This is a genomic window from Pseudomonas sp. NFIX10 (assembly GCF_900111955.1).
GTDB classification, from domain to species: domain Bacteria; phylum Pseudomonadota; class Gammaproteobacteria; order Pseudomonadales; family Pseudomonadaceae; genus Aquipseudomonas; species Aquipseudomonas fluorescens_AA.
On sequence record NZ_FOKH01000020.1, the window covers coordinates 19329 to 40729 of the forward strand.

Here is a 21401-nt window from a genome sequence, read left to right on the forward strand (position 1 = left end):
GGCGTAGCCGAGCGTTCTTCACATTGACCGAGTATTTTTTCACTGTGGCAAGCCTTGTGGCTGCCACCTGGACGGAACGATGACTGCTCTGCGCCTCCCTATTTTGTGGCTCGCCGGCCTGCTTGGCCTGGCGGGCTGCAGCATGAACCAGCCGGTGTCGCTGTACCAACTGGACAGCGGCACCCCGGCCCAGCCTGCGCAAAGCACAGGCATGGCCGTATTGCTCGGCCCGGTTCTGATCGCTGATTACCTGCAGCGTGAAACCTTGTTGCAACGCCAACCGGACGGCAGCCTGCAAGCCGCCACTGACGGCCGTTGGGCCGGCAGCCTGTCCTCTGATATAGATCAGTTGCTGTTGCGCCAGCTCGCCGGGCACCTGGACAGCCAGCGCGTGGTGCTGGCACCGGCGACCCAGGGTTTCACCCCGGATGTGCAGGTACTGCTGTCGATTACCCGCCTGGACTCGGGTAAAGCCCAGCCGGCCGTGCTCGATGCCCAATGGCGGTTGATCGACCGTCGTGGCAAGGTGCGTGAGAACCGCATCGTTCATCTGCAAGAGCAACATGCCGGCACCACCGCGGCACAGGTCCAGGCCCAGGGCGTGCTCCTGCAACGCCTGGCCGAACAGCTGTCGGTGTCGCTCAAGCCCCTGGCCAACCAGCCGCCTGTCGCCGCCGAAGTGCCTCGCAAGGCCACGACAGCCCCGGCCAAACCGGTAGAAAAGGAAAAGGACAAGATTCCCATGGCCTTGCCGATTCGTACCGACATGGAAGTGTTCAGGTTCTGAATAGTGGACCGTATACACGACAAAGCCCGCGTTGATGCGGGCTTTGTCGTTTCTGCCGGTTGGATCTCTCGTGCCTGGGCCGGCCTCATCGCGAGCAAGCTCGCTCCCACGCTAAGCCTGAGGTCAGACCCCTGTGGGAGCGAGCTTGCTCGCGATGAGGCCGGCCCAGGCAACAAAAAGCCCGCAGACAATCCCTCATCTGCGGGCTTCGTTATTTCATGTTCCGGGACTCAGGCCTGGCGCTCATGCATCCGCGCCAACTGCCGCTCCAGCATCGATGGATAAGGCTCCATCAAGCGCTCCACGCAACACGCGCCTTCGGGGCTGGCGATGGGGCGGATGCGCGCGCGCTGGCGGATCAGGGCGTCGTCGTTGATCTTGCGCTCCACCAGCAGCAGGTTGCGGCTGTGTTGCGACAGCGCCAGGGCGTCCTGGGCGGTTTCGGTCAGCAGCAGGTCGATCTGGCTCAAGCCGAACAAGCCATCGCCCAAGGTCAGGCCCAACTGCAGTTGCAGGGTGATGCCGCTGTCGGCGACTTCGATCTGCAACTGGTGACCCAGGGCGCGCAGCAACTCACCGCAGCAAATGGCATTGGTCAGGTAGTCGTCGCCGCTGTCCTCGGTGTGGAACAGCATCAGCGTGCTACCGTCGTTCAAGGTGTGCAATTCGCCCTGATAGAGCGATGCGGCCTGGTCGAGGCAGTCGCGGTAGCGCTCGAGCAACTCCTTCAGGCGCGCCTGGGGCAGGCGACGCAGTTGATCCTGGGCGCCCAGTTGCACGGCCAGTACGGCGCTGTGCTGGGGCAGGTTCGAGGCCACAGGCTTGGCGACCTGCCGGGGTGCCCCATCGATCGACTCGTCACGCAGGTCGGCGAAGGCGTCGTCGTCTTCCTCGTCCTCTACCGCGCGCACCACGTGGCGTGGGGCCGGTTTGGAGGCCGGCATCGGCTGGCTTTCGTCGAAACCCGGGTCGCGCAGATTACGCACTTCGAAGCCTGGCTCGGCATCGTCGTCCGTGTAGTCGAGGTCTTCAGGTTCCGGCTGGGGCTCGGGTTCCGGGGCGAAGCTGGCGTGCAGTTGCCGGGCCAGGTCGCCGATCTCGTCCTGGCGCTGGGTGGCCGGCGTGTGTTCGTCGATGTCTCGCAGCCAGACGCGCAATTGCAGCAGCGGTGTGGAGATGTGCCGCCCCAGGCGCAGGCTCAGGGCCAGTGCCAGGGCCAGCAGGATCGCGCTGAGGATGCCCATGCTTTGCAGGCTGATGGTCATCGGTTGCTGGAACTGGTCCATGTCCAGGCTGATGCGCAGTTGCCCGGCGGTCACGTCCTGGAAGGTGATCTTGCTCTGGTACATGCCGCCGGACTCGCCCAGCAGGCCAGGCTTGGGCCGCTGGCCGGCCTCGGCGAGGATGCGGTTGTCCACGCTGTAGATGGCGGCGTGGGCCACCAGCTTGTTCTTGGTCAGGTTGTTGAGCAGCACGTTGAGGCTGAGGATGTCGTTGGACACCAGCAGCTCGGTGGCGGACGTGGCGGTCTGGGTGGTCAGGCTTTCACCCAGGGCATCGGCCTGCTCGTGCATCGCCTGCTTGAACTGCAAACCCATCACACAGGCATAGATGACCAGGGCCAGGGCGACCAGGATCACGTTATGGCTGGCAATGCGCAATGCGATCGGCACACGACGGTGGCGCAGTGCACGGAAGATCAGCAGGAAGAAGTTGTCGGTTTTGACTGGCGTGGGCCGGTTCACTGAGCTCGGCTCTTTGTCCGTGAAATTGACGCGCAGTATAGCGACAGGCCCATGGCCGGCAAAGCACTGGCGGTGCCCGATGGTCACTGAATGTGGGTAGAATGCGGTTTTTTTCCACCTGCGGGGGTGCGCCTTGCGCGAAATCGTCCTGATAAACATCACTGGCAGCGACCGTCCGGGTCTGACTGCGGCCATTACCGGCGTTCTGGCCCAGGGTGGTGTGAACATTCTCGACATCGGTCAGGCGGTGATCCATGACACGCTGTCGTTCGGCATCCTGGTTGAAATCCCGGACGCCGAACAAAGCAAGTCCGTGCTCAAGGACATCCTGTTCACCGCCTACAAGCTCGACCAGCAGGTGCGCTTCACCCCGGTGTCCGAGGACGATTACCAGCATTGGGTGGCCGGCCAGGGCAAGAAGCGCCATATCGTGACCCTGTTGACTCGCAAGGTCACCGCCGAGCAGTTGCAGCGCGTCAGCTCGATCACCGCCCAATATGGCCTGAACATCGACCACATCGACCGCCTGTCCGGGCGCATGCCGCTGGACACCCCGGCCGACAAGGGCAAGGGCTGTATCGAGTTTTCGGTGCGCGGCGAGCCGGCCGATCCCCAGGCGTTGCGTGCGGAATTCCTCAGCGTGGCCCAGGAACTGAACGTCGACATTGCCTTCCAGGAAGATTCGCTGTTCCGCCGCAACCGCCGCCTGGCGGTGTTCGACATGGACTCGACACTGATCGAGGCCGAGGTCATCGACGAACTGGCCAAGGCGGCCGGCGTGGGCGACAAGGTCTCGGCCATCACCGAGCGAGCCATGGCCGGCGAGCTGGATTTCCGTGCCAGCTTCAAGGAGCGCCTGGCGCTGCTCAAGGGGCTGGATGTCAGCGTGCTGGATTCCATTGGCGCCTCCCTGCGCCTGACCGAAGGCGCCGAAACCCTGTTCGCCGAACTCAAGCGCCTGGGCTACAAGACCGCCATCCTGTCCGGCGGCTTCACCTACTTCGCCAAGCAGTTGCAGGCCAAGCTCGGTATCGACTACGTATTCGCCAACGAGTTGGAAGTGGTGGACGGCAAGGTCACCGGCGTGGCCGTCGAGCCGATCGTCGATGCCCAGCGCAAGGCCGACCTGCTGCGTGAACTGGCTGAAAAGGAAGGCCTGCGCCTGGAGCAGACCATCGCCGTGGGCGACGGCGCCAACGACCTGCCGATGCTGGCGATCGCGGGCCTGGGCGTGGCATTCCGCGCCAAGCCGCTGGTCAAGCAGTCGGCTAGGCAAGCGATTTCCACCCTGGGGCTGGATGGGGTGTTGTACTTGCTGGGCTTCAGGGATCGTGACGGGCAGCTCTGATTCGAGTCTGTCGCAATCTTTTGGAGGCATTTATCTGTGGCGAGGGGATTTATCCCCTCGCCACAAAGGGTTGTGTGTTGACTGTTCAAAGCGATTTCCACAACGAATCAAAATTCCCTTCCTGGTCGCCGCTCTCCTCGGTGGCTCCCGAATCTTCCGGGTGATAGGAAAACTGGTTGAAGCTGTGGGTGCTGGTCACCCGGCGGTCCAGGCCGGCGCGGCGTTCCTGGCCGTTGGTATTGATCAACACCCGCTGGCCCTCCTGGAAGGGCAGGCGTGGGGCGATCATGGTCGGGGGCAGGTCAATGGCGCTGATCTCGGGGAGCAACAGCCCGCGCAGGTAGTGACCGTGCTCGTTTTCCCGGACCAGTTGCAGCCCGCAAGGCTGGGCATGGGGGGCGACCAGTTCGATGCCCATTTGCATGGCGCCGTTGCGCACTTGGCGGATCCAGCGCACCACGGCGACGCTCCAGGCTTGGTCGCTGCTGTCGCGGATGCCGATCATTTCCCCGGCTTGCAGTTGTTCCGGCACCTCCTTGGGCCAACCGAGGCAATAGCCGCCAGGGCTGTGGTTGATGATCGGCAGGTCGTAGGTGGGGAAGTGATGCTGGTTGTCGGAGCTGGTGCCATCGTCATCGGCCGGGTTGACCGGGTACTCGATTTCTTCATAGGGCAGCAGGTCGCTGTCGCCGGCGGGGGCGGCGTCGAACGCTTGCTTCCAGGTGTCGTTTGTCTTGCTCGGCGAGGCTTCGAAGCGGGCCTTGCGGGTGGCGGGGCTTTTCAGGATTTCGTTGAACGAGCGCTCGCCGCCAAGGTAGTAGTGCAGCGCACTCATGCCCACGCACAGGGTCAGCGTGCCGTTGCCCTCGGTGCGCTGGAAGCTGCGTTCAGCCGCTTCGCCCCAGGCGGCTTGCAGGTGATGCAAAGTGTCGACGCTCATGCCACCAGGGACTGGCAACGTATTATCGGCAGGTTGTTCCAGGTGAGTGGCGATTGCACGCACCAGTGGCTGGGGATCGAAGCCCTGTAAGGTTGGCTGCTGTTCGGCCCGGAACTTGGAGCGGTAGCGTGGCCCGACATCCAGCTCTGGAGCGACGGCGAACAGGCTGCTGGCAGCGGTGGCAGGGTCCAGCTTGACCCACTGGCTCCAGGATTCGAGCACCTCGGTCAGTCGCCCGATCTGGCTCTGGCGCAATTGATTGCTGCGTGACGCGCCCAGCAGCAGGGCGACGACATAGGTTTGCTCGGCGTTCAGTTGATGAACCTGGCTGGCCAGCTCGTCGCTCACGCTCAGGTGTTGCAAGCGGTGCAGGCAGGCGATCCGGTACAACTGATGCAAATCCAGCCACAACCCCTCGGGCACTGGACTGTAGAGCTGGCTGGCACGCAGCAGCGGGCCGTTGAGGGCATGCATCGCCCGTTGCAGCGCGGTGCTCAGCAGGCGGGCCCGGTCCTTGGTGTATTTCGACGCGATACGCGCCACGATCTGTTTGTAGCCCATGGCCAGTTGGGTTTGCAGGGCCTGGCACAGGTTGACGATCTTGCGCGAGCGTTCATCCAGCACGATGGCTTGTTGCAGGAAGTGCCGCTCCAGGTGCTTGCAGACGTAGTACACCTCGGGCCGCAGCAGTTCGAGCAGTTGCAGGCGATTGTCGCTGGGCGTGAGCAGTTGGTTGAGTTCGCCCAGGGCCTGGTACAGCAGGCGGGCCGTTTCGCCGATGTTGGCCTTGGGCAGGTTGGCGATCCAGCGCTTGAGGTCCCGTGGCGTAGCGTCGCAGAACGACAGGCGTGATTGTGTCGGGGTCAGGACGCGCAATCGCTGGAGAGGGCTGGTCTCATTCATGCCGTGTACGGGCTCCGGCGGGAAATAAACGTGATGTTCCAACTCTAGCAGTTGTAGCCGAAGGAGGTGCGCTATCTATGCTGGATACCCTGTGGGAGCGAGCTTGCTCGCGATGACGCCAGGTCAGTCGCCATCGAGGTGACCGTTACATCGCCATCGCGAGCAAGCTCGCTCCCACATTTGATCTTTTATTCAGCCTTTGGGCAGTGCCAGGCTCTGGCCCATCTGCACGGGCGACCCGGCCACCAGGTCTTCGGCCCATTTCACCTGGCCTGGACCGAACAGCACGATGGCGGTCGAACCCAGTTTGAAGCGTCCCAGTTCGGCGCCTTTTTCCAGATGGATCGGCGCGCGGGCGGCTTCGTCGTAACGGAAGGTTTTCAGCTCACGCTTGGGTGGCGTCACCAGCCCGGCCCAGACGGTTTCGATGGAGGCCACGATCATCGCGCCCACCAGCACCACGGCCATCGGCCCGCGCTCGGTGTCGAAAATGCACGCTACGCGCTCGTTGCGGGCGAACAGCTCCGGAACGTTTTCGGCAGTGGTCTGGTTGACCGAGAAAATCCGCCCGGGGATGTAGACCATCTCCCGCAGGGTGCCGGTCAATGGCATGTGCACGCGGTGGTAGTCCTTGGGGGACAGGTAGATGGTGGCGAAATCGCCGCCCATGAACGGCGCTGCGTTGGCCGCGTCACCGCCCAGCAGCTCCAGCACGCTGAAGCTGTGGCCCTTGGCCTGGAACACCCGGCCGTGCTCGATCGGGCCGAGCTGGCTGACGGCGCCGTCGGCGGGGCTGAGGATAGCCCCCGGGGTCTCGTCCAGCGGCCGCGCGCCGTCTTTCAGGGCGCGGGTGAAGAAGGCGTTGAAGTGCTCATACGCGGTCAGGTCTTCCACCAGGGCCTGGGACATGTCCACTTGATAGCGCTTGGCGAACCACGCGGTGAAGGCATTCTTGAACCAGCGCACGCGGCATTCGGCAATGCAGCCGGCCAACCGCGACAGCAGGTGGTGGGGCAGCAGGTATTGAGTGAGGATGAACAAACGGTTTTTCATTAACTGTCCTTAAGAACCTTCAAAGCTCGATGGGCGTGTCGGGATGGTTGCCCCATTCGCCCCAGGAACCGGCATAGCCTTTGACTCGTGGATAACCGAGCGCCTTGGCCACCAGGTAGGTGAAGCCAGAGCGGTGGTGAGTCTGGCAGTGGGTGATGATTTCTTTGTCGGGCGTGATGCCCAATCGTTCGAGGATCTGCGGCATATCCTTGCGAATGCGCAGGTTGCGCGCCGGGTCCATGCCGGCGGTCCATTCGAAATTGACCGCCCCTGGAATATGTCCGCCCCTGGCTGCGACGACTTTCTCGCCGGAGTATTCCAGCGGGCCGCGCGCATCCCAGATGGCCAGGTCGGCGGCACCGAGGCGGCTTTGCAGGTATTCGCGGGTGGCGGTGGGGGCATCGTGCAACGTCAGCGGCACCGGGCCGGCAACCGGTGCCGGAACATCGACGGACATTGGCAGGCTTTCGTCCAGCCAGGACAGCAGGCCGCCGTCGAGGTAGTGATAGTTCGAGTGGCCGATCACGTCCAGCAGCCAGATAAAGCGCCCGGCCCAGCCGCCGCCTTCGTCGTCGTAGACCACGTAGACCGCGTCCGGGTTATGCCCAAGCTCGCCGAACAGGGTTTCCAGGTCGGTTTTGGTCGGCAACAGGCCCGGTGCCGGCGGCTGGCCGAGCTGGGTGCGCTTGGGGTCGACGAAACGTGCGCCGGGGATGTGCCCGGTGCTGTAGCGCGCGGCGCTGGTCAGGTCCACCAGAATCAGTTCGCGGGCGTCGAGGCGCGGCAGCAGTTCGCTCGGCTCGATCACCAGCGGCAAGCCAGAGAAGTCAGGCATGTGAGGTCTCCAGGGGCGCAAAGGGAAAGGATTGTAGCAAGTTCAGCGACCGCGGTTGGTAAAGGTATGCAGGGCCCTTTCGATGCATTGCACGGTTTTGCCGAAGGCTTGCACGGTGATATCCGAGAACGGCCCGCCGCCCTGGTCCACCACCACCAGCATGATCACCCGGCCATTGCAGGTCAGTGAGCGCAACAGCAGGTGCTCACCCCGGAACAGGCTGCGCAGGCCCGGCGGCAGTAGTGCCGAAAACTGCGCGTTGTTGTCCGGGTTCAGGCGAACCTGGGCCTGCTGGGCCAGTAACCGTTGCAATATTTTGCTCTGGCTGATGGTAAAGCTCATGGCCGCGGCTTCCTTGGGCAGGCCGGCGGTCTGGTGCACGCGCACGCTGGCCTGGCTGCGGTCGGCCATCAGGATCATGACTCGACGCATGCCACAGGCCACCAGGACGTCCCGTGCCGAGGTGGTCAGGTGCATGGCATTGCGGAAGGGGCTCGGCTCCACCAGCATGGCGGAGCATTGCTTGCGCCACTGGCTCAGGTCTTGGGCGCTGGGCGGGGCGGCGGGCAGCAAGCCGGGGTGGATGCGGCGGCTGCCCGAGGGCCAGATCAGCGCCACGGCCGGGTGCCAGAGGTCCGGCATGGCGTGATGGTGGGCGCTGTTGGCCGCTTGTTGGTGCAGCTGTTGCTGGACCTCATCCATCGACATCTGCAGATACAAACTGGTGAGGTACTGCCAGCGGGTGAGCGCGGGGCTGTCCCAGGCCTGTTGTGCGGCAAGTGCCAGGCCGTTGGCCAGCAATACGGTGTTGGCCGGCTGGTTGAGCCAGCGTCGCAGGATCGGGTCGTCGTCCAGGCGATTCTGCTGGCGCAGGGGGTGTTCGCTGTCCCGGGCGATGCGCAGGACTTTCCCCAGCTCGCGGCGTTCATTGAGCAGCAGGCGATAACCTTGCGCCACCCAGATGGGCAAACGCCAGGTTTCCACCAGAGCCAGGCAGATTTCCAGCAGGCTGACACCGAACAGTTCGCGCTCTACCTTGGGCGCGGGCTCGCCTTTATGAACGACCCGCAGTTCCCATTCCCCGAGCAAGCGTGGATGGGTCAGGGCCAGGGGCCAGAGCGGTGACAGGAACAACAGGCTGCCCCAGTGTATGTCTTGCCACAGCCGCGCCAGGCGGCTGGCAAAAAAACCATTGGCCTGTTGCGTGGCGTGCTGGCTGATCAATTGCAACTGGCGCAAGGCGATGGGTATTTCATGCTCCGGCAACGACGGCAGGCGGGCGAGCAGTTCCTCGGTACGCTTGAGGCCGAGGCGGTTGATGGCCACTTCGAGGTTTTCCGCAGGTTCTGCAAGGCTGCCATGGATGTGATGGTTGGCCTCGCGGATGACGCTCAGGGCCAGGGCGGGGCTGTCCTGCATCAGGTCGGCGATGTCGCGCAAGGAGCGACGGCTGTCGGCGAGGGCCTTGCAGACCAGGTCGTGGCTGGCCTGGGGCACCGGCAGATGCACGCCTTTGAGCAACTTCACCCAACCTTCGAGGGTGCTCGGTCGGGGCGTTGGAACCTTGGTTTCGTTAGTCATGGCTGGACGTGATCATCGTATGAATTCTCTACGCCCGGAACGGGGCAAATTGGCTTTTCGCCAGAACAGCCTATAGTCTGGCGCAGTTTTGCCGATAAGTAGAAGAAGAGATTTTTCAGCTTCCGAATATGACCTTGAACCCGACTTAAATAAGTACTTTCTATCTATGGCTAAAATTATCGGCATCATTGTCGTGTTCGCGAGCGTGCTCGGCGGATACGTGCTCTCCCATGGCAAGATTGCCGCCCTGATCCAACCTTTCGAGGTCATGATCATCGGTGGCGCGGCCCTCGGTGCATTCCTGCAGGCCAACCCTGGCTATATGACGATGCACGTGCTCAAGAAATCCCTGGGCATGTTCAGTTCGCGCTTTAGCCACACCTTCTACCTCGAGGTGCTGGGGCTGATCTACGAGATCCTCAACAAGAGCCGCCGCGAAGGCATGATGGCGATCGAAGGCGACATCGAAGACGCCGCCGCCAGCCCGATTTTCGCCAAGTACCCGGCTGTGCTCAAGGACGCCCGCATGACGGCGTTCATCTGCGATTACCTGCGCATCATGTCGTCCGGCAACATGGCCCCCCACGAGCTCGAAGGCCTGTTCGATATGGAGCTGTACAGTCTCAAGGAAGACCTGGAGCATCCCTCCCACGCGGTCACCGGGATCGCCGACGCGATGCCTGGCTTCGGTATCGTCGCGGCGGTACTGGGGATCGTGGTGACCATGGCTTCCCTGGGCGACGGTGACCAGAAGTCCATCGGCCTGCACGTGGGGGCGGCCCTGGTGGGTACCTTCTTCGGTATCTTGGCGGCGTATGGTTTCTTCGGGCCGCTGGCCACCTCCCTGGCCCATGACGCCAAGGAAGAACTCAACGTCTACGAGGCCATCAAGGCTTCCCTGGTGGCCTCGGCCTCGGGCATGCCGCCATCGTTGGCGGTGGAGTTCGGGCGCAAGGTCCTGTACCCGGCGCACCGTCCAAGCTTCGCCGAGCTGGAACAAGCGGTTCGCGGTCGCTAAATCATGGAAAATAACCAGCCGATCATCGTCAAGCGCGTCAAGCGCATTGCCGGCGGGCACCATGGCGGTGCCTGGAAAATTGCCTTTGCCGACTTCGCCACGGCGATGATGGCGTTCTTCCTGGTGCTGTGGTTGCTGTCCACGGCGACCCCGGAGCAGAAGATCGCCATCGCCGGTTACTTCAAGGACCCGGTCGGCTTTTCCGAAAGCGGCACGCCCTACATCATCGACCTGGGCGGCTCGCCGACCCTGGCCCCGGAAAACACCCTCAACCCCGAGGTCAAGTCCCAGCCCCAGCCTGACAAGGTGACGGTGGATGCCGAGCAGGTCGAAGGCATGGCCGAACAGGTCGAGCGCGAGCGCCTGGAACTGCTGTTGCAGGAATTGCAGAACAAGGTCGAAGAGAACCCGCAGCTGCAGAAATTCAAGGACCAGATCCTGTTCGAAATCACCCCGAACGGCTTGCGCATCCAGATCATGGACGCCGAGAACCGGCCGATGTTCGACTCCGGCAGCGCGCGCCTGAAGCCGTATTTCGAGGACATCCTGCTGGCCATGGCCGACACCATCAAGGCGGTGCCGAACAAGATCAGCATCAGTGGCCATACCGATGCCAAACCCTACATCGGCAAGGGTGACTACGGTAACTGGGAGCTCTCCGCCAACCGCGCCAACGCGGCCCGTCGCGCCCTGGTGGCCGGCAGCTATCCGGACGAGCAGGTGGCGCGGGTGGTCGGTTATGCGTCTTCGGCGCTGTTCGACCGCAAGAACCCGTTCAACCCGGTCAACCGGCGTATCGATATCGTGGTGTTGACCAAGAAGGCGCAGAAGGCCATCGAGGGCTCGCAAACCGACGATCCGGCGCCCGATCCGGTTCCAGGCGAGGGGGCGCCGGGTGAAGCGCCTGCTCCGACCTCCACACCTGGCGCGGCGGTCGATCCGAATGCGTTGCCGGCTGACCAGCAACCCGTACCGGCCCACGAGCTGCGCGAGCGGCTGAACCTGTTCGACGATGCCGCGCCGAAACCGGCCGCGCCGCCGGCGCAGTGACCTGAAGGTTTGTCGATGGACCTGTGGCGAGGGGATTTATCCCCGTTGGGCTGCGTAGCAGCCCCCTATGCCTACAGGGGTACGAAAGGGAGGGGGCGCTTCGCGCCCCAGCGGGGATAAATCCCCTCGCCACAACTGTGTCCGGCTTCCCTTCCTTTCAGCTCAGTAACTGCTTTCCGGCAGGCTGGCGATGATCGAGCGGTAGCTGTTCATCCGTTGCTGATGCACGCGACCTTCTTCCAGGGCCTTGAGCAGGGCGCAACCGGGTTCGCGGTCGTGCTTGCAGTCGCGGAAGCGGCAGGTGCCGATCAGCTCGTTGAACTCGATGAACCCGGCTTCGACATCGGCCCGGCTGACGTGGCCCAGGCCGAATTCGCGGATACCCGGCGAGTCGATCAATTCACCGCCGCCAGGGAAGTGGAACAGCCGCGCGGTGGTGGTGGTGTGGGTGCCCTGGCCGGACAGCTCGGACAACGGCCCGACGCGTGCCTCGACTTCCGGCAGCAGGCTGTTGACCAGCGAAGACTTGCCGACGCCAGACTGGCCGACGAACACACTGATGCGCCCGTCCAGTTGCTGTTGCAACTGCTCCATGCCGTTGCCGTGATGGGCCGAGACCTCCAGCACCGGGTAACCCAGATCCCGATAGACCGACAGCAGGGCGTTCAGCGCCGGGGCGTTGTGTTCGTCGATCAGGTCGAACTTGTTGAGCAGCAGCAACGGACGGATACCCGCGTGTTCGGCGGCCACCAGGTAACGGTCGATCAGGTTGGCGTGGGGCTCGGGCAACGGGGCGAACACGATGACGATCATGTCGACGTTGGCGGCCACGGGCTTGAGCTGGCCTCGGCTGTCCGGCCGGCACAGCTCGGTGTGGCGCGGCAACTGCGCGACGATCACGCCGATGCCTTGGTTGCCGGCCCGCCAGACCACCTGGTCGCCCGTCACCAGCGCCGGCAGGTTGGCGCGCAAGTGGCAGCGGAACACTTGGCCGGCCAGTTCGCCTTCCTGGGCCTCGACCTCGACCTGCACGCCGAAGTGGGCGATCACCAGGCCGGTCTGTTCAGGGCCCAGGTCGCCACCCTCCAGGGCTTCGACAGCACTGGATTCGCGTTTGGCGGCGCGGGCGGCGCGCTCGCCCTGGATCTTTTCGATGCGCCAGTTCTGACGACGATTGAGTTGGCGTTTGGCCATGGGTGTTCCGTATGAAGAAATGCAGCGAATAGGGTAAAACGGCGGCGAGTTTAGCACGCCCAAGGGCCTGCCTAAGCTAAACTGCGTGGCTACGCCGAGGAGCTTCCCTATGCAAAACCCGCAGAACCTGATCTGGATCGACCTGGAAATGACCGGTCTGAACCCTGACACCGACGTCATCATCGAAATGGCCACCATCGTCACCGACAGCGACCTCAACACCCTGGCCGAAGGCCCGGTGATCGCGATCCACCACAGCGACGAAGTCCTGGCCGGCATGGACGAGTGGAACACGCGCCAGCACGGCGGCTCGGGCCTGACCCAGCGGGTGCGCGAGAGCAAGATCAGCATGGCCGAGGCCGAGGCCCAGACCCTCGCTTTCCTGGAACAGTGGGTGCCCAAGGGCAAGTCGCCGATCTGCGGCAACAGCATCTGCCAGGATCGTCGCTTCCTTTATACCCACATGAAATCCCTGGAAAGCTACTTCCACTACCGCAACCTGGACGTCTCCACCCTCAAGGAGCTGGCCGCCCGCTGGGCACCAGAAGTGCGCGACAGTTTCCAGAAGGGCAGCACCCACCTGGCCCTGGACGACATTCGCGAGTCCATTGCCGAGTTGCAGCATTACCGCAAGCATTTCATCAAGTTCTAACCGGCACCCCGGCGATGGGCGGGATTGCTTGTGTGGCGAGGGAGCTTGCTCCCGCTGGCCTGCGAAGCAGGCCCCGACAGTCCTTCAGGTAGACCGCATTGTCCGGTTTGCGACTGCTGCGCAGCCGAGCGGGAGCAAGCTCCCTCGCCACAGGGGTCTGGTGTTTAGGCAGGGATCGTGGCCTTGCCCTCTTTTGGTGCCTTCCCAAACTGGCTAGACTGCGCGCCTTCCTGCAAGGACCGCCATCATGTTGCTGATGCTTTATCTGATCGCCATCACCGCCGAAGCCATGACCGGCGCCTTGTCTGCCGGGCGGCGGGGCATGGACTGGTTCGGCGTGGTGCTGATCGCCTGTGTCACGGCGCTGGGTGGCGGCTCGGTGCGCGACGTGCTGCTCGGTCATTACCCGCTCACCTGGGTCAAGCACCCGGAGTACCTGGTGCTGACCACCGCGGCGGCGATGCTGACGGTGTTCCTGGCGCGCTGGATGCGTCATTTACGTTCGCTGTTTCTGGTGCTCGACGCCGTAGGCTTGGTGGCGTTCACCCTGATCGGCTGCATGACGGCCCTGGAAATGGGCCATGGCATGCTGGTGGCGTCGGTCAGTGGGGTGATCACCGGGGTGTTCGGTGGCATCCTGCGGGACATCTTCTGCAACGATATTCCGCTGATCTTCCGTCGCGAACTCTATGCCAGCGTCTCGTTTGCCGCGGCGTGGTGTTATCTGCTGTGTGTCTTCCTGCAATTGCCGAACGAGCAGGCGATCCTCATCACCTTGTTCGGCGGTTTCCTGCTGCGGCTCCTGGCGATTCGCTTTCACTGGGAAATGCCGAAGTTCGTCTACAACGACGAGGTCTGACGCTCGGCATGTTGGCGCAACGCCCACGCTACGTGCTCGCGCACCAACTCTGACGGATAGTCGCGTCGCGCCTCCAGCGCTTGCAGCACGGGAATGGTTGACGGCGCATTGCCCAGGCCCACCGCCAGGTTGCGCAGCCAGCGCTCGTAACCGGCACGGCGCAACGGTGAACCTTCGGTGCTGCTGAGGAATTTCTCTTCGTCCCACATGAACAGCTCGGCCAACCCGGCATTGTCCAGATTGTGCCGCGGTTTGAAGTCGCTCTCCCCGGACGGTCGGGCAAAGCGGTTCCACGGGCAGACGATCTGGCAGTCGTCACAGCCGAACACCCGATTGCCGATCAGTGGCCGCAGCTCTTCAGGAATGGCGCTTTTCAGCTCGATGGTCAGGTAGGAAATACAACGGCGAGCATCGAGCACGTAGGGGCCGACGAAGGCATTCGTAGGACAGATGTCCAGGCATGCGGTGCATTTTCCGCAATGCTCGGTGCCGTGGGGCGGGTCGATGGGCAGCGGCAGGTCGACAAACAGCTCGCTCAGGAAGAAATAGCTGCCGGCCTTGCGGTTCAACACCAGGGTGTTTTTACCGATCCAGCCCAGGCCGGCCTGTTCGGCGATGGCTTTTTCCAGCACCGGTGCGCTGTCGACAAAGGCGCGGTAGCCAAAGGGGCCGATGACCGCCTGAATTTTTTCCGCCAATTGCTGCACGCGTTTACGGATCAATTTGTGGTAATCGCGGCCCAACGCATAACGCGAGACGTAGGCTTTTTCCGGTTGGCCGAGCAATTGCGCCATTTGCGTATCGCCCGGCAAGTAATCCATGCGCAGGGAAACCACCCGCAGCGTGCCCGGCACCAGTTCCTCGGGGTGCGAGCGTTTGCTGCCATGGGCGCCCATATAGTCCATTTCGCCGTGGTAACCCGCTTCGAGCCAGCGTTGCAGGTGTTGTTCATGCTCGGCCAGGTCCAAGCCGCTGATGCCGACCTGCTGGAAACCCAGCTCGCGGCCCCATTCCTTGATGGATTGGGCGAGGGCGGGGAGATCTGTGGGAATGGCAGGCATGAGGCGAGAGAAACCGGAGCTGAGATGCGTATAATTCTGCCAGACATCGGAGCCCGAAGACGCATGCCGCACACTAAAGATGATTTTCCCGACGCGCTGTACAGCGCCGCGCAGGTCCGGGCCCTCGATGCTCAACTGATCGCGGCAGGCACCGCCGGTTTCGAATTGATGCAGCGCGCTGCCCGCGCCACCTGGCGAGCGATCGTCCGACGCTGGCCTGACGCCCGCGAGCTGACCGTGCTGGCCGGCCATGGCAACAATGCCGGCGATGGCTACCTGGTCGCGACCCTGGCCCGGCGCGCCGGCTGGTCGGTGCGGGTGCTGACGGTGGGCGAGCCCCGGCGATTGCAGGGGGACGCCGCCAATGCCCATGCCGAGGCCGTGGCGGTGGGCGTGCCGATGGAGCCGTGGTCGGATGAGGCCGAGTTGCGCGGCGTGCTATTGGACGCGTTGCTCGGCACCGGCCTGAATGGCGATGTGCGCGAGCCTTATGTGCAGGCCATCGATACGATCAACGTCAGCGGCCTGCCGGTCGCGGCGGTGGATATCCCTTCGGGGTTGTGCGCCGACACCGGCCGGGTGCTGGGCACGGCGGTGGCGGCCGACCTGACCGTGACCTTCATTGGTTTGAAACTGGGGTTGTTCACCGGCGAAGCGGCGGACCGGGTCGGTGAGCTGGTGCTCAATGACCTGCACGCCGACCCGGATATCGTTGAAACGGCACCGGCCTGTGCCCGATTGCTCCTGCCCCACAATCTGCCTCGTCTGACACCTCGTGCCGCCACTTCCCACAAAGGCGAGTTCGGTCATGTGTTGTTGATTGGCGGCGACCGCGGCTTCGGCGGCGCTATCCAGATGAGTGCCGAAAGCGCCCTGCGCTGTGGGGCGGGCATGGTTTCGCTGGCGACCCGCAGTGAGCATGTGTCCGCCGCGCTGATGCGTTTACCGGAAGTGATGGTGCAGGGCACCCATTCGGCGAACCAATTGATGGGCTTGCTCCAGCAGGCCAGCGTGCTGGTGGTCGGGCCGGGCCTGGGCCAGGCTGCCTGGGGGCGCAGCCTGTTGTCGGCGGCGGCCAATGCGCCACTGCCGCAAGTGTGGGATGCCGATGCACTGAACCTGCTGAGCAGCGGCGATGTCCGTTTGCCTGAGCAGTGCGTCATCACCCCGCACCCGGGCGAGGCGGCGCGCCTGTTGGGGATATCCACCGCCCAGGTGCAGGCCGATCGCCCGGCGGCGGCCCATGCCTTGAGCCAGAAATACACCGCCACGGTGATCCTCAAGGGCGCCGGCAGCCTGATCGCCAGCCCGGACGGTCGCCTGGCGGTTTGCAGCCAGGGCCATCCGGCCATGGCCACCGCCGGTCTGGGGGATGTGCTGGCCGGTGTGGTCGGGGCCTTGCTGGCCCAGGACATGGAAGGCTTCGAGGCCGCGTGCCTGGCGGTCTGGCTGCACGCCAGTGCCGGTGCCCAGGTCGGTCGCTCGGGCCGGGGATTGGCGGCGACCGATCTGATCCCGGCCATTCGTCAGTTGTTGGAGGAGCATTCACCGTGTCTGAAGTAACCCTGTACGTGGCGGACGAACAAGCCATGACACAATTTGGCGCCCGCATCGCGCAGATCACCGCCGGCCACGGCCTGATTTTTCTCGAAGGCGACCTCGGCGCGGGGAAAACCACCTTGTCCCGTGGCATCATTCGCGGCCTCGGGCACGTCGGTTCAGTCAAGAGCCCGACATTCACCTTGGTCGAGCCCTATGAGATCGGCGACGTTCGCGCCTTCCATTTCGACCTGTATCGACTGGTGGATCCCGAGGAGCTGGAATTCCTCGGCATCCGCGATTATTTCGAAGATGACGCCTTGTGCCTGATCGAATGGCCCCAGAAGGGTGCAGGCTTTTTGCCAAAGCCCGACCTGACCATTACCATTGGCGCGCAGAACGGCGGGCGTTCGCTGAAACTGACGCCGCAAGGCTCCCGTGGTGAGTCGTGGTGTGCCGCTTTGGCATTGGAAAACTAATTGATGATGGGGTTTGGTATGCGCTTTCGCGCGGTGGTTGCTGTCGTAGGACTGTTGCTTACGGCACTGGCCGTCGATGCTGTGGCCGAGACAAAGGTCAACAGCGTTCGCCTCTGGCGGGCGCCGGACAACACACGGCTGGTGTTTGACCTGACGGGGCCGGTGCAGCACAGCGTATTCACCCTGACCGCCCCGGATCGCCTGGTGATCGACATCAACGGCGCGACCCTGGGGGCGCCGCTGAATGTCGCTACCGCCAACACGCCGATCACCGCGATGCGCTCGGCCCAGCGTACGCCGACCGACCTGCGGGTGGTCATCGACCTGAAAAAAGCCGTGACCCCGAAAAGCTTCACCCTGGCCCCCAACGCCCAGTACGGCAACCGGCTGGTGGTGGACCTGTTCGACAACCCGGCCGATGCCGAGCCACCGCCACCGCCGCCAACCAATGTGGCCACGGTGCCGGCAGTGCCGGTGACCCCGACCGAGCCTGCGCTCAAACTGCCACCGGCCCCGGCCGGCAAGCGCGACATCATCGTCGTGATCGACGCCGGCCATGGTGGCGAAGACCCGGGTGCCTCGGGCTCGCGCGGGCAACGTGAAAAAGACGTGGTGCTGTCCATCGCCCGGGAACTGCAGCGCCAGGTCAACGGCATGAAAGGCTTCCGCGCCGAACTGACCCGCACCGGTGACTATTTCATTCCCTTGCGCGGACGCACCGAAATCGCCCGCAAGAAAGGCGCCGACCTGTTCGTCTCCATTCACGCCGACGCCGCACCTTCGGCGGCAGCGTTCGGGGCCTCGGTGTTTGCCCTGTCCGACCGTGGCGCGACGTCCGAGACCGCCCGTTGGCTGGCCGACACTGAAAACCGCTCCGACCTGATCGGCGGTGCCGGCAACGTCAGCCTCGACGACAAGGACCGGATGCTCGCCGGTGTCTTGCTTGACTTGTCGATGACCGCTTCGTTGACCTCCAGCCTGAACGTCGGCCAGAAGGTCTTGAGCAACATCGGTCGTGTCACGCCGCTGCACAAGCAGCGCGTCGAACAGGCCGGGTTCATGGTGCTCAAGTCGCCGGACATCCCGTCGATCCTGGTGGAAACCGGGTTCATCTCCAACGCCAACGAAGCCTCGAAACTGTCGACGTCGAGCCATCAGCAGGCCCTGGCCCGCTCCATCAGCAGCGGCGTACGGCAGTTCTTCCAGCAGAACCCACCGCCGGGCACCTACATCGCCTGGCTGCGGGACTCCGGCAAGATCGCCCAGGGGCCGCGGGATCACCGCGTCAACCCGGGCGAAACCCTGGCGATGATTGCCGTGCGCTACCAGGTGTCGCCCGCCACCTTGCGCAGCGCCAACAATCTCAAGAGCGATGAGCTCAAGATTGGCCAGACCCTGACCATTCCGGGCAATGAAGTGGCGGCCAAGCAATGAGTGACGAAGTGATTGGCAACACCGCCCGCATCGAACTGCTCAGCCCTCGGCTGGCGAACCAGATCGCCGCCGGTGAAGTGGTCGAGCGTCCGGCGTCGGTCATCAAGGAACTGCTGGAAAACAGCCTCGACTCCGGGGCCCGGCGCATCGATGTGGATGTCGAGCAGGGCGGCGTCAAACTGTTGCGGGTGCGCGATGACGGTGGCGGGATTCCCTCTGACGACCTGCCGCTGGCCCTGGCGCGTCATGCCACCAGCAAGATCCGCGACCTGGAAGACCTCGAGCGGGTCATGAGCCTGGGCTTCCGGGGCGAGGCGCTGGCGTCCATCAGTTCGGTGTCGCGCCTGACCCTCACCTCCCGCACCCGCGATGCCGAGCAGGCCTGGCAGGTCGAGACCGAAGGCCGCGACATGGCGTCTCGCGTCCAGCCCGCGGCCCATCCGGTGGGCACTTCGGTGGAAGTGCGCGACTTGTTCTTCAATACCCCGGCCCGACGCAAGTTTCTCAAGGCCGAGAAGACTGAATTCGATCACCTGCAAGAAGTCATCAAACGCCTGGCCCTGGCGCGTTTTGACGTGGCGTTCCATTTGCGCCACAACGGCAAGACCATCCTCAGCCTGCACGAGGCCCACGACGATGCCGCCCGCGCCCGGCGCGTGGGCGCGGTGTGCGGTGCGGGGTTCCTGGAACAGGCCTTGCCCATCGAGGTGGAGCGCAACGGCCTGCACCTGTGGGGGTGGGTCGGCTTGCCAACGTTCTCCCGCAGCCAGGCGGACTTGCAGTACTTCTATGTGAACGGCCGGGCGGTGCGCGACAAGCTGGTGGCCCACGCGGTGCGCCAGGCCTATCGCGATGTGCTGTTCAATGGCCGGCATCCGACTTTCGTGCTGTTTTTCGAGGTCGATCCGGCGGTGGTGGACGTCAATGTGCACCCGACCAAGCATGAGGTGCGTTTCCGTGACGGGCGCATGGTCCACGATTTCCTCTACGGCACCTTGCACCGCGCCTTGGGCGATGTGCGGCCGGAAGACCAACTGGCGGCCCCGGCAGCGGTGGCTGGCATGGTCCGGCCAACGGGCCTGGAAGCCGGCGAATTCGGACCCCAGGGCGAGATGCGCCTGGCGGCCAATGCCTTGCTGGAGCAACCCCAGCCGCAGCCGAGCTACAACATGGCCGGTAGCGGTGCTGGCAGCGGCTATCAGTATCAATACACCCCGCGCCCGCAATCCAACGTGCCGGCCGCCGAGGCCCAGGCGGCCTATCGCGAGTTCTTCAAGCCCTTGCCGGAAGCCGGTGCGGCGGCGCTGCCCGACGGCCAGGGCGATATCCCGCCGCTGGGCTATGCGCTGGCGCAACTCAAAGGCATTTATATCCTCTCGGAAAATGCCCAGGGTTTAGTGCTGGTGGACATGCACGCCGCCCATGAGCGGATCATGTACGAACGGCTGAAAATCGCCATGGCCAGCGAAGGCCTGAGCGGTCAGCCACTGTTGGTGCCTGAGTCCTTGGCCGTTAGCCAGCGCGAAGCCGATTGCGCCGAAGAGCATGTGGCCTGGTTCCAGCGCCTGGGCTTCGAATTGCAGCGCCTGGGCCCGGAAACCCTGGCGATCCGCCAGATCCCGGCCTTGTTGAAGCAGGCCGAGGCCAATCGCCTGGTCAGCGACGTGCTGGCGGACCTGATGGAATACGGCACCAGCGACCGGATCCAGGCGCACCTGAACGAACTGCTCGGCACCATGGCCTGCCACGGCGCGATCCGCGCCAACCGGCGCCTGGCCCTGCCGGAAATGAACGGTCTGCTGCGGGACATGGAAAACACCGAACGCAGCGGTCAATGCAACCATGGCCGGCCGACCTGGACCCAACTGGGCCTGGACGACCTGGACAAACTGTTTCTGCGCGGTCGTTGATGAGCCCGTTGCCACCCGCGATTTTCCTGATGGGGCCGACCGCCGCCGGCAAGACCGACCTGGCCATCGAATTGACCAAGGTCCTGCCCTGCGAGTTGATCAGTGTCGATTCGGCCCTGGTCTATCGGGGCATGGATATCGGCACCGCCAAGCCGTCAAAAGAACTGCTGGCCGAATTTCCCCACCGCCTGATCGACATCCTGGACCCGGCCGAGGCTTATTCGGCGGCCGATTTCCGGCGTGACGCGCTCCAGGCCATGGCCGAAATCACCGCGCGGGGCAAGATCCCGCTGCTGGTGGGCGGAACGATGCTGTATTACAAGGCCTTGGTCGACGGGCTGGCGGACATGCCGGCGGCCGATCCCGAGGTGCGCGCGCAGATCGAAGAAGAGGCCGCGCGCCTGGGCTGGCAGGCCCTGCACGAGCAATTGGCGGTCATTGACCCGGAGTCGGCGGCGCGTATTCACCCCAATGACCCGCAGCGGCTCAGTCGGGCCCTGGAGGTTTATCGGGTCAGCGGCCAGAGCATGACCGCCCTGCGCCAGCGACAATCTGCGCAAAGTACTGAAGCAGCCGCTTCGGGACTGCAACAATTGCCCTATACTGTCGCGAATCTGGCCATCGCTCCGGCGAACCGGCAAGTGCTCCATCGGCGAATTGAACAAAGATTCACACTAATGTTGGAACAGGGGTTCATAGACGAGGTCGTAGCCCTGCGTGCGCGAAGTGACCTGCATGCCGGGTTGCCGTCTATACGTGCGGTAGGTTATCGACAAGTCTGGGATTACCTGGACGGCAAGCTGACGTCAGCCGAGATGCGGGAGCGTGGGATCATTGCCACGCGCCAATTGGCGAAACGCCAGTTCACCTGGCTGCGCAGCTGGACTGACCTGCATTGGCTCGACAGTCTCGATTGCGACAATCTGCCACGCGCCTTGAAATACCTCGGGACCATCTCCATATTGAGCTGAGTCCTTGCAATTGCCGTCTATCCTTGGGGGTGTGACGGCCCA

Annotated in this window: 18 protein-coding genes; 11 read left to right on the forward strand and 7 right to left on the reverse strand. The window is 63.8% G+C overall.

The window, feature by feature from the left end; genetic code table 11:
* Nucleotides 1–79 precede the first annotated feature (79 nt).
* Complete coding sequence (locus BM321_RS18430; RefSeq protein ID WP_092334361.1) at nucleotides 80–787, forward strand: PqiC family protein; 708 nt, start codon at nucleotides 80–82, stop codon at nucleotides 785–787.
* A 230-nt stretch (nucleotides 788–1017) separates the two neighbouring features.
* Here the strand turns inward: BM321_RS18430 and BM321_RS18435 are convergent, their stop codons facing one another.
* A complete protein-coding gene (locus BM321_RS18435) occupies nucleotides 1018–2532 on the reverse strand; it encodes an AhpA/YtjB family protein (RefSeq protein ID WP_092443858.1) in 1515 nt (504 codons plus the stop codon).
* 133 nt (nucleotides 2533–2665) lie between these two features.
* On the opposite strand from BM321_RS18435, the gene serB reads away from it, so the two are divergent.
* Complete coding sequence (gene serB, locus BM321_RS18440) at nucleotides 2666–3880, forward strand: phosphoserine phosphatase SerB (protein ID WP_092205345.1); 1215 nt, start codon at nucleotides 2666–2668, stop codon at nucleotides 3878–3880.
* Between the two features lie 85 nt (nucleotides 3881–3965).
* Here the strand turns inward: serB and BM321_RS18445 are convergent, their stop codons facing one another.
* The 4 genes from BM321_RS18445 to BM321_RS18460 form a co-directional block, all read right to left on the reverse strand.
* Nucleotides 3966–5723, reverse strand: coding sequence for a molecular chaperone (locus BM321_RS18445; RefSeq protein ID WP_092443860.1), 1758 nt, complete (start codon nucleotides 5721–5723; stop codon nucleotides 3966–3968).
* Nucleotides 5724–5915: 192 nt separating this feature from the next.
* Nucleotides 5916–6776, reverse strand: a complete 861-nt coding sequence (gene asd, locus BM321_RS18450; RefSeq protein WP_092443862.1) for an archaetidylserine decarboxylase — start codon at nucleotides 6774–6776, stop codon at nucleotides 5916–5918.
* Between the two features lie 19 nt (nucleotides 6777–6795).
* Nucleotides 6796–7611, reverse strand: coding sequence for a rhodanese-like domain-containing protein (locus BM321_RS18455; RefSeq protein WP_092443864.1), 816 nt, complete (start codon nucleotides 7609–7611; stop codon nucleotides 6796–6798).
* Between the two features lie 42 nt (nucleotides 7612–7653).
* Entirely contained in the window at nucleotides 7654–9192 is a 1539-nt protein-coding gene (locus tag BM321_RS18460; protein WP_092443866.1) for an HDOD domain-containing protein, read from the reverse strand.
* Between the two features lie 166 nt (nucleotides 9193–9358).
* Here BM321_RS18460 and motA point away from each other — a divergent pair, with 166 nt between their 5' ends.
* Complete coding sequence (gene motA / locus BM321_RS18465; RefSeq protein ID WP_092443868.1) at nucleotides 9359–10210, forward strand: flagellar motor stator protein MotA; 852 nt, start codon at nucleotides 9359–9361, stop codon at nucleotides 10208–10210.
* A gap of 3 nt (nucleotides 10211–10213) precedes the next feature.
* Nucleotides 10214–11260 (forward strand): flagellar motor protein MotB, encoded by a 1047-nt coding sequence (gene motB / locus BM321_RS18470; RefSeq protein WP_092443870.1) that lies wholly within the window; start codon nucleotides 10214–10216, stop codon nucleotides 11258–11260.
* A 162-nt stretch (nucleotides 11261–11422) separates the two neighbouring features.
* Here motB and rsgA read toward each other — a convergent pair whose 3' ends face one another.
* Nucleotides 11423–12454: a small ribosomal subunit biogenesis GTPase RsgA gene (gene rsgA / locus BM321_RS18475; protein ID WP_092443872.1), complete on the reverse strand. Its 1032-nt coding sequence runs from the start codon at nucleotides 12452–12454 to the stop codon at nucleotides 11423–11425.
* Between the two features lie 109 nt (nucleotides 12455–12563).
* On the opposite strand from rsgA, the gene orn reads away from it, so the two are divergent.
* Nucleotides 12564–13106: an oligoribonuclease gene (gene orn / locus BM321_RS18480; RefSeq protein ID WP_060739428.1), complete on the forward strand. Its 543-nt coding sequence runs from the start codon at nucleotides 12564–12566 to the stop codon at nucleotides 13104–13106.
* Nucleotides 13107–13350: 244 nt separating this feature from the next.
* Nucleotides 13351–13965, forward strand: coding sequence for a trimeric intracellular cation channel family protein (locus BM321_RS18485; RefSeq protein WP_170866829.1), 615 nt, complete (start codon nucleotides 13351–13353; stop codon nucleotides 13963–13965).
* Here BM321_RS18485 and queG read toward each other — a convergent pair.
* A complete protein-coding gene (gene queG, locus BM321_RS18490; protein WP_060739427.1) occupies nucleotides 13947–15026 on the reverse strand; it encodes a tRNA epoxyqueuosine(34) reductase QueG in 1080 nt (359 codons plus the stop codon). The two genes, BM321_RS18485 and queG, sit on opposite strands and share 19 nt — an antisense overlap.
* A 63-nt stretch (nucleotides 15027–15089) precedes the next feature.
* On the opposite strand from queG, the gene BM321_RS18495 reads away from it, so the two are divergent.
* The 5 genes from BM321_RS18495 to miaA are packed head-to-tail and all read left to right on the forward strand — an operon-like array spanning nucleotide 15090 to nucleotide 21359.
* Nucleotides 15090–16589, forward strand: a complete 1500-nt coding sequence (locus BM321_RS18495) for an NAD(P)H-hydrate dehydratase (RefSeq protein ID WP_092443875.1) — start codon at nucleotides 15090–15092, stop codon at nucleotides 16587–16589.
* Nucleotides 16577–17044, forward strand: coding sequence for a tRNA (adenosine(37)-N6)-threonylcarbamoyltransferase complex ATPase subunit type 1 TsaE (tsaE, locus tag BM321_RS18500; RefSeq protein ID WP_092333232.1), 468 nt, complete (start codon nucleotides 16577–16579; stop codon nucleotides 17042–17044). The genes BM321_RS18495 and tsaE overlap by 13 nt, the downstream gene beginning before the upstream one ends.
* Nucleotides 17045–17047: 3 nt before the next feature.
* Nucleotides 17048–18478, forward strand: coding sequence for an N-acetylmuramoyl-L-alanine amidase (locus tag BM321_RS18505; RefSeq protein ID WP_092176170.1), 1431 nt, complete (start codon nucleotides 17048–17050; stop codon nucleotides 18476–18478).
* Nucleotides 18475–20388: a DNA mismatch repair endonuclease MutL gene (gene mutL, locus BM321_RS18510; protein ID WP_092443877.1), complete on the forward strand. Its 1914-nt coding sequence runs from the start codon at nucleotides 18475–18477 to the stop codon at nucleotides 20386–20388. The genes BM321_RS18505 and mutL overlap by 4 nt, the downstream gene beginning before the upstream one ends.
* Nucleotides 20388–21359, forward strand: a complete 972-nt coding sequence (miaA, locus tag BM321_RS18515) for a tRNA (adenosine(37)-N6)-dimethylallyltransferase MiaA (RefSeq protein ID WP_092333228.1) — start codon at nucleotides 20388–20390, stop codon at nucleotides 21357–21359. The genes mutL and miaA overlap by 1 nt, the downstream gene beginning before the upstream one ends.
* Nucleotides 21360–21401 lie beyond the last annotated feature (42 nt).